This window comes from Microcoleus sp. B3-D2, from assembly GCF_036705345.1.
Classification (GTDB): domain Bacteria; phylum Cyanobacteriota; class Cyanobacteriia; order Cyanobacteriales; family Microcoleaceae; genus Microcoleus.
The window spans coordinates 1-7,219 of record NZ_JAUBUG010000128.1 but is presented as its reverse complement, the minus strand read 5'-3'; the positions used below and the strand labels follow the sequence as shown (position 1 = coordinate 7,219).

General features: G+C 45.1%; 7 protein-coding genes. All 7 read right to left on the bottom strand.

Annotation, left to right across the window (positions count from 1 at the left end; genetic code table 11):
* Window positions 1–92: 92 nt before the first annotated feature.
* Window positions 93–389 carry a hypothetical protein gene (locus tag QUB14_RS27585; protein WP_333221281.1) on the bottom strand — a complete coding sequence of 99 codons (297 nt, stop codon included), beginning with the start codon at window positions 387–389 and terminating at the stop codon, window positions 93–95.
* A gap of 733 nt (window positions 390–1,122) precedes the next feature.
* Window positions 1,123–1,875, bottom strand: coding sequence for a hypothetical protein (locus QUB14_RS27580; protein ID WP_333221283.1), 753 nt, complete (start codon window positions 1,873–1,875; stop codon window positions 1,123–1,125).
* 17 nt (window positions 1,876–1,892) lie between these two features.
* Complete coding sequence (locus QUB14_RS27575) at window positions 1,893–3,218, bottom strand: DUF2254 domain-containing protein (protein WP_333221285.1); 1,326 nt, start codon at window positions 3,216–3,218, stop codon at window positions 1,893–1,895.
* 14 nt (window positions 3,219–3,232) lie between these two features.
* Complete coding sequence (locus tag QUB14_RS27570) at window positions 3,233–4,219, bottom strand: mechanosensitive ion channel family protein (RefSeq protein ID WP_333221287.1); 987 nt, start codon at window positions 4,217–4,219, stop codon at window positions 3,233–3,235.
* 170 nt (window positions 4,220–4,389) lie between these two features.
* Window positions 4,390–5,511, bottom strand: coding sequence for a hypothetical protein (locus tag QUB14_RS27565; RefSeq protein ID WP_333221289.1), 1,122 nt, complete (start codon window positions 5,509–5,511; stop codon window positions 4,390–4,392).
* Window positions 5,512–5,525: 14 nt separating this feature from the next.
* Entirely contained in the window at window positions 5,526–5,849 is a 324-nt protein-coding gene (locus QUB14_RS27560; protein ID WP_333221291.1) for an SH3 domain-containing protein, read from the bottom strand.
* Window positions 5,850–6,055: 206 nt separating this feature from the next.
* Window positions 6,056–6,667, bottom strand: a complete 612-nt coding sequence (locus QUB14_RS27555; protein ID WP_333221293.1) for a hypothetical protein — start codon at window positions 6,665–6,667, stop codon at window positions 6,056–6,058.
* Window positions 6,668–7,219: the final 552 nt, after the last annotated feature.

The following is a 7,219-nucleotide window of genomic DNA, read 5'->3' as shown; positions in this document are numbered from 1 at the left end:
ACCTGAGTCTGGCAGAAGGGACTTGCACCCTTATCAGTCCGAGAGTTCAGCCTTGTGGCTGGAAACGCTATGTACGGATTGATTACCGTGATTCACGTTTCAACGAATCGCACTTTTGCTCCCTGTTGATTCAAAAACCAATTGGCGGCTGTGTAGACAGCAGCGCCCCCCAAAAAGCCGATCGCTGTAGAGTGGAAACCGCCGAGCTTGTAAGCTTCATCCATCAGTTCAAAGGATAGCGCTGAAATCAGCACACCAGCGCCAAAAGCCATAATTGTCGCGATCGCGCGCTGGGGAATGCTCACAAAGTAACCCACCGCCGCTCCCAGTAGCAGCGCCGAACCCCCCACTAAACCCCAAAATCCTGCCTGCAACCACACTGGAAACATCAGCCCTACCTCAGAGGAAAATTTTTTATGCCCGCATAAAAATTATATATAGGACTTACGGATGGGGGCCATAAAACGGGTTTTTTACCTAATTCACTAAGTACATTCCTCATAGTTAGAGTCGCTAGTGTTCCCATCAACATTAACTTTTTTACCCCAGGATGCGATTGACTCGAAACCAGCGATAGCCGTAGGCTTCTAAGGGAATAGAGGGCTATTTTTTTTAACTAGCATTATTCCATCAATAATAACCAGCTTTGCTCCTTATCGCCGTCTCCGCTGACCGAAAGCATACAGGATACAAGCCCCCGGATTCATCCGTGGAGAAATAAAAAACCTGTATCCCATAAACAAGCCCCCGAATTTATCCGTGGGGTCAATGCTTCAATTCTTTAATCTAAAATCTAAAATCGATTGACGGATATCCTGGCCCAAGAATTAGATAAGTGAACCAACCACTCCTTGCTGCAATCATGTGAGCTATCACCCGGGTTTTGACTTCGTTTGTGCTGTGTTGGATGTCTAGATAAATTAAGAATTAACTGGCAGCAAGGAATGCGAATAATAAACCTTGACCGCTGAGAAATTTGACTAAAGCTAAGACTGTTAATACCGTGGCAGTTGGTAGCAGTGCTAGGAAAAATTATCCCGGTAATTTTCAAGGGCGTCTGAAAGAACGATTTGCTCCTTATAATGGTTTTAAGCTTGAACGTTTTGGCTTCCTTTGATTCCTCTACAAAGCCAATAAAAGAGCCGTGTAAATTCCAGCACCAAGAGCAAATGCCCAAAACTGACTTTCTCGTTCTTCTGGCAATTCTTCTTTGAGGACGTTGAGAACAATTCCTCCGGCTAAAAAAGCAAATAAAACTGCGATCGTAGTTTTTCCAATTTCAGTCGCGCTACCCAACACCCACCCCACAATAATAGCTGCTGCTAGTATCCAGCGTCCGATGCGGTCATAAATATGCTTGTGGTGTTCCCGCAAACCAGAGTCGTTCACTGCAAAGTGCAGCGCCATTGCACAAGAAAACAACAGCAGATTGGTAACGCCCGGTTGTTCCCGATGCAGCAGCAGATAGCCAATCAGAGCGTTGTAGATTGAAAAAGAGCCTATGTGCAACCAAAAAACAGCAGGACTGGTCACATCTTCTTCGCCACGCTGACGAGATAAATTTGCCATTTGCTCCAGGCCGTAAAATACAGTCAATCCTAACAAAGCTATTAAATAAACGTGGTGTTCTAGATAGGAAATAACTCCTGCTTCTACTTTCTCTAATACCGCTTGGTGCAGATTTAATTCCGGTAAAATATGCACAAAAACATAAGCTACCGAAACCCCACTTGCTGCTGAAAGCCAGCCACTGCGAGGAATAGGAGCAAACCGCAACTTGCCGCAAAATAAATGTGTCAGCGCTAAACCAATGGCAATCAGCGCGCTTAAAGCTAAAGTATTAGGAGCCGATCGTAAAGCTGTTGTTATTACCATAATTCTGCTCAACCAAATTAATCCTGTTTTAAAGCTTTAATGACTTGGTGATACCGCTCTTGCACATCTTTCTGGTCTTGCTCCTGAGAGATTTGTTCGCGACTACTATTTAAAATCATCTCCGCCTGACGGCGTAAAGCTTCTCGTTGTTTGGAATTGCGGGTGTAAGTGGCGATGCAAGCTATAGCTTCCAATAAACGAATTGTTACCGCCACATCTGATTTACTGTACTGGCGAATTTGGTTGAAGGCAGCATTAACTAACTCTTCAAATGTCACTCCTTCAACAATGACGCGCAAATTCTGTTCATCGTCGTAGCGATAGGGCGAGGGAAAATCCCTTTGAGCGAGGCGGGATAATCCGGCGCTGAGTCGATCGATACACCGAATCGCAGTAAACGGATCGTTGATACCAGGAGAAATCGCACGCAAGGCAATTTCAACTAATTGATCGATCGGAAATTTTACATCTTGATATTCAGTCCGTTCTTGGCCCAGAATAAAAGCATCGTTAATCTGTTCGTTCAGGCTTTGATTCACCCCTTTTTTCGGGAAAACCATTGCTAACTCGCTGCCCTTGACGATAAACTTTCCCGGTCGAGTTGTAAGACGTACAAGCAGATTGTAATGACGGGCAATTTTCATTAATTCGTCGTCATCGATTGCTTGCAAATAACCCTCGCCAGTGGCTTTGATTGGACTTGCTTCCGAGTCAAAATTTGCAGGAATTTCTCCCACTTGTCGCGAGTTGTTCGCTTTACCTTCTCCGATTTTTCCGGGAAACAGACGATCTAGAGCTTTGTCTAAATCGCCACTAACTTGAGTAATTACATGGGACGCTTGAATAATGGTTGATGCGTGATGGATAAAGTAAATCAGTACGCCGATACTGGCAATTGCCAATCCGGTAGCAACTGTAACCGAGAGTTGGGGTACAAAGAGACTGTATCCTTCTCCTTCTGCATGAATGGTTCGCAGTACGAGTAAACAGTAAATAAACGTGCCAATGAAAGTGCCAAGCACGATTTGATTGCCCGTATCCTGCATAAAATTACGCAGCAATCGGGGACCAAAATTTGAACTCGCCAACTGAAGCGCCACAATAGTAATGGAAAAAGCTGTAGCAACAACGCTGACCATTGAACCGGCAACCGATGAAAGAACCGATCGCGCACCATCGGCTCCACCCGTGTAAATCCACCTCCAGTTTGGTACATTACCCGTGCGGTCAAGTGTCAGCATTGCGATCGCTAAAATCATCGACCCCACCGCCATCAACGTTGGGATAAACCAGTAGCTAGAGTGCAGCGAGTCCCAAAGTTTGCTTAACTTGACATTTTTCATGAGTTGGGGTGGGGTTAAGATTGTCCGTTGCCGTCTTGTTGCGATCGCAGTTCAATTAGTTTTTGCAGAGAACCGCTGATGCTGCGGGGTTTGGCGACTTCGCCACTACCAACGGGCCATCCTTCGCGTTGACGTTTGCGATCGCCATCCGTCTCTTCGGTTTGGTCGTGAAACAAAATTTGCTGCGTAGGAAAGGGCAAGTCGATGCCGTTGGCAGTCAGCTTTTTCTTAATCGCAGAAAGTACCTTGTCCCGCGATCGCAGATCGTCCATTCGTCGCGGCGGAGCAATCCACCATCGAGCGCGGATATTGACCGTACTTCCTGCAAGTTCCATCAGCAGCACGTCAGGAGCAGGGTCCTTCAAAACCTCATCCACGCTGTGCATGGCTTCCATCATTAACTGCTTGGCTCGGTCAATATCATCGCCGTACCCGATACCAACGTCGTATTGCATCCGGCGTTTATCAAAGGCGGTATTCACCATAACAGAATTGGTGAACAATTCGGCATTGGGAATTACAATCCGGCGACCATCATAGGTTCGGATTGTTGTAGCGCGAGTTTCAATACTTTCTACCGTTCCCTCAAAGTTTTTAAACACAATCTGGTCATCGATTTGGAACGGTTCCGTCAAAAGAATTAGGATACCAGCTAGGAAGTTTTGTAAGATATCGCGAAAAGCAAAACCAATCGCTACCCCGCTAATTCCCAGCAGTTGCACCAAATCGCCTGCTTTAAATGTGGGAATTACAATCGACAAGGCAATAAACAGACCAACCAGAACAGTAATACCCTGCGCTAACCTTCCCAAAACCAGTCCCAAGTTCCGGGATTGGCGGTGGTTGCGGGTAAGCCGCCTGACCGCTCTCTTAATTGACCGGCCAACAAAGAAAAAGATTGCAAAAACAATTAACGCTAGTATCATATTAGGCAGCAGGACAATGAAGTCATTGATCATGCTCTCAATCTTGTCCCAGACTCCGGATATTTCTGCTGTCATACAACTTCCTCTTGCATCAGTTGTTATTGATAGTATTAAAATTAGCCATGTCAAACTCTATCTTAAGGCTGTAGATTACTGTAACGTGAGGCTAATTTAGGATTTACACAGCGACAGTAAATATTGGCGATGGTGAGTTAGGCAGAAAGCTAACGCACCAACAATTTTTTTCAAGTGGATATCGAAGCCACATCTTGACCGTTGAGTTTGTGTGCGATCGCATCCAGCACCTTCTGTTCTGCTTCGGAAACCTCTGGGCTACTTTCGGCAATGCGACGGCATTGAGCTAATAGCGGTACTGCAAAGTCGGGGTTAAGTTGCTCTAACAATGCACCCAATGGTTTGGGGGACTTGATGTTAGCAGCAATCCTTTTGAGAGAATCGGGATTTAATTGCAATGCCTTCAATTCTGGCAGAATATCTTCCCAGTTTTTGTTGGGATAACTTGCCAAAATCATGTGAACCATAATTTGATCCATCCCTGCTTGCTGCGCGATCGCAACATTGAGATATTTCTCGCTTTGTTGCTGGATCGCTTGCAGCGTTTCGGTTCCAGGTTCTTCAGTCTCTTCCCTCACTTTGGCTTCGTAAAACTGGCGCGCCGCATATCCCAGCGCGTACAGCATCGTAGCATTCGTACTCGCACCAATCATCGCGCCAGCCAGCGGTACGTTGCGTAAAAAGCCCAAACCAGCTCTCATGGCGTTGCTACCGCCTAGCGCTAACCCAAAAATTGCCAAAACCTCGCCTTTTCGGGCTGGCTGTTGCAAATCCATCCCATAAGCGGCGGCAATTTCATAAACCATTTCGGTTTGAATCGCAGTAGTCGCGGCTAAATCGATCGCCAGCAGTGCAGCCGCGACACCGGGTAAAATGCTGCTAGCAAATCCGACACCACCGGCGTGGATCGCTTTTTCCACCATAATGCGATGGGCAATTTCGCTGGGATCTTCATTGGGATACTTTTGTTGGAGTTCCTTGACTTGAGCTTCGGCTTTGGCTAAGTCGATGCGATCGCTGACCCCAACTAACCAATCAAGCCTGAGTACCCCTGCGACTTGTTTAACAAACGGAAGATTGCCAACATAAGTTACCGCATCTCCGGTTCCTTGCGTCGCTTGTCCAATCAATCGATAAGTTTGTTTAGCAGCAGCTTCCCCCCAATCAACTGCTGTGTCAACAACCGCTTTGCCTGTATTCAGTGCAGATTCTGTTGCCTCGGCAATGAAATTTAACAAACCAGACTTTTGCTGTGAATTAGTTTCTTTTTTTGGCTTTGATTGGTGATCCATGACTGTTTTTTCAATTAATTACAAGACGCCAGGTTTTCACTTGGGACGTAGCCTCTCACAAGCACTGTAATCGGCACCCAACCATCCGTTCCTACACTTTCAATCGTCACTCTTCGTCCATTCTCACCAAGACTTTGAATCGTCACATTTCGCGCGGAATCGATGATGCCAATCACTTCGCTGTTAGCCGTCGGTTGTCGCCGAACCTTAAGACCATTCCTCGCAATAACCTGGCGACAGCTATCCGGTACTTGCGCTAGCAAATATTCACCTTGAATCTGTGTTTTATTTGTATCAGCAGCGAACGAGGGAGCAACTAAAACCGTTGCCGTTAACAAGATCGAACTTGTTAACCTTGTATATTTTTGCCATATCCTCTGCTCTTGCATCGCTTTATCTCCTTTTAAATCTATATGCCAAAACCTTAGAAAAGGTTTTTAGCTCGTTCATCTTCTCCAAGAAAGAATGAATTACCATCCCAAGGGTATAAAATAATTCGACTCGCTGCTGTGCTTGTTGAATTTTCTGGTTTTATTATCGCTAATCAAGCATAAACGCGAGGTTTGCGAGCGCCAACAGCAGCACCAATCATTGCCCCTGCCAAACCCAGCAAAGAGCCAAGTAGAAATGACCAAGCAGCTTTAGCTGTATTACCACCGATATCGCGAACTTGATTTGAGTCTACATTCGGCGCTTGATTCGGTATATTAACACCGCCCTGTTGTTGTACTTGATTGGCAATTTCTCCAGCATTAGCAGCGGCAGCGCCAACAGCACCCGATATCCCGCTTGCTAATAACCAAGAACTAAGTGCTAAGGTAGTTCCCCACAGAATTGCTGCATTCAAAAGTGCTGTTTTCTTAGTCATAGGGCCGCAGCTTTGAGCCATCACCCAACCGCCTAAAAATAGGGAAATCAGCAAACTGATAATCGACAAAATTACGACCCCAAAACCAACGGAACCTGCATCCGCACCTGTTGCACCCGCGCTTAATCCGAGCGCCATTGCCAAAGCGCTTAAACCCTGTTGAGTGCCCAGAGCGATCGCAATTCCTGCCAAAATTGGCCCCCACCTCACTTGGTCGTGGTAATCCACCAGCGGATTGACGATTGTAGGCTCAGTGAGTTGACTGTCCGATCGATCTGGATAAGTCATAAAAGATTAACCCCTGCGTTACGTTGTCATTTTTTCCTTGAAGGTAATTTAATTTTACTTAATCATCATTACCAGAATATCTACCGAGGGACATAATATTTTTAAGTTAAAAATTTTAAATATCAAAAGTAGTAATTTCGCTCATAAAATCGAAATTTTCTTTTAAAAAAAACCCAGCAGCTAGTTTAGAGATGCCCTTAGTTGTGTAGGATATCCTGTAGTTAAGGTGATAATAAAACCTAATAAATCCTTGTGATAGTTGGTGCCAGAAAGGTTTTAGGTTGGCTCCACCCAACCTACGAATGATTAGATAAATTTGTCATATTAAGTACAGGGAAGCTAAATTCATCCACCTAAAGATAGAAAACTATAAAAAAATATCGCTATCTTGATGATTTTTAATTTGCAGAATCCTTCATAACAAGGAAGTATTAGAAGTGATACCTATCTAAAGTAAGTGCACAAGTTGATGTAGATATAGCCATCCTAAATCATTTGTGAATTTCTTACTCCCTCCCCTTGATAAGGGGAGGGTTGGGGTGGGGTCAAAAA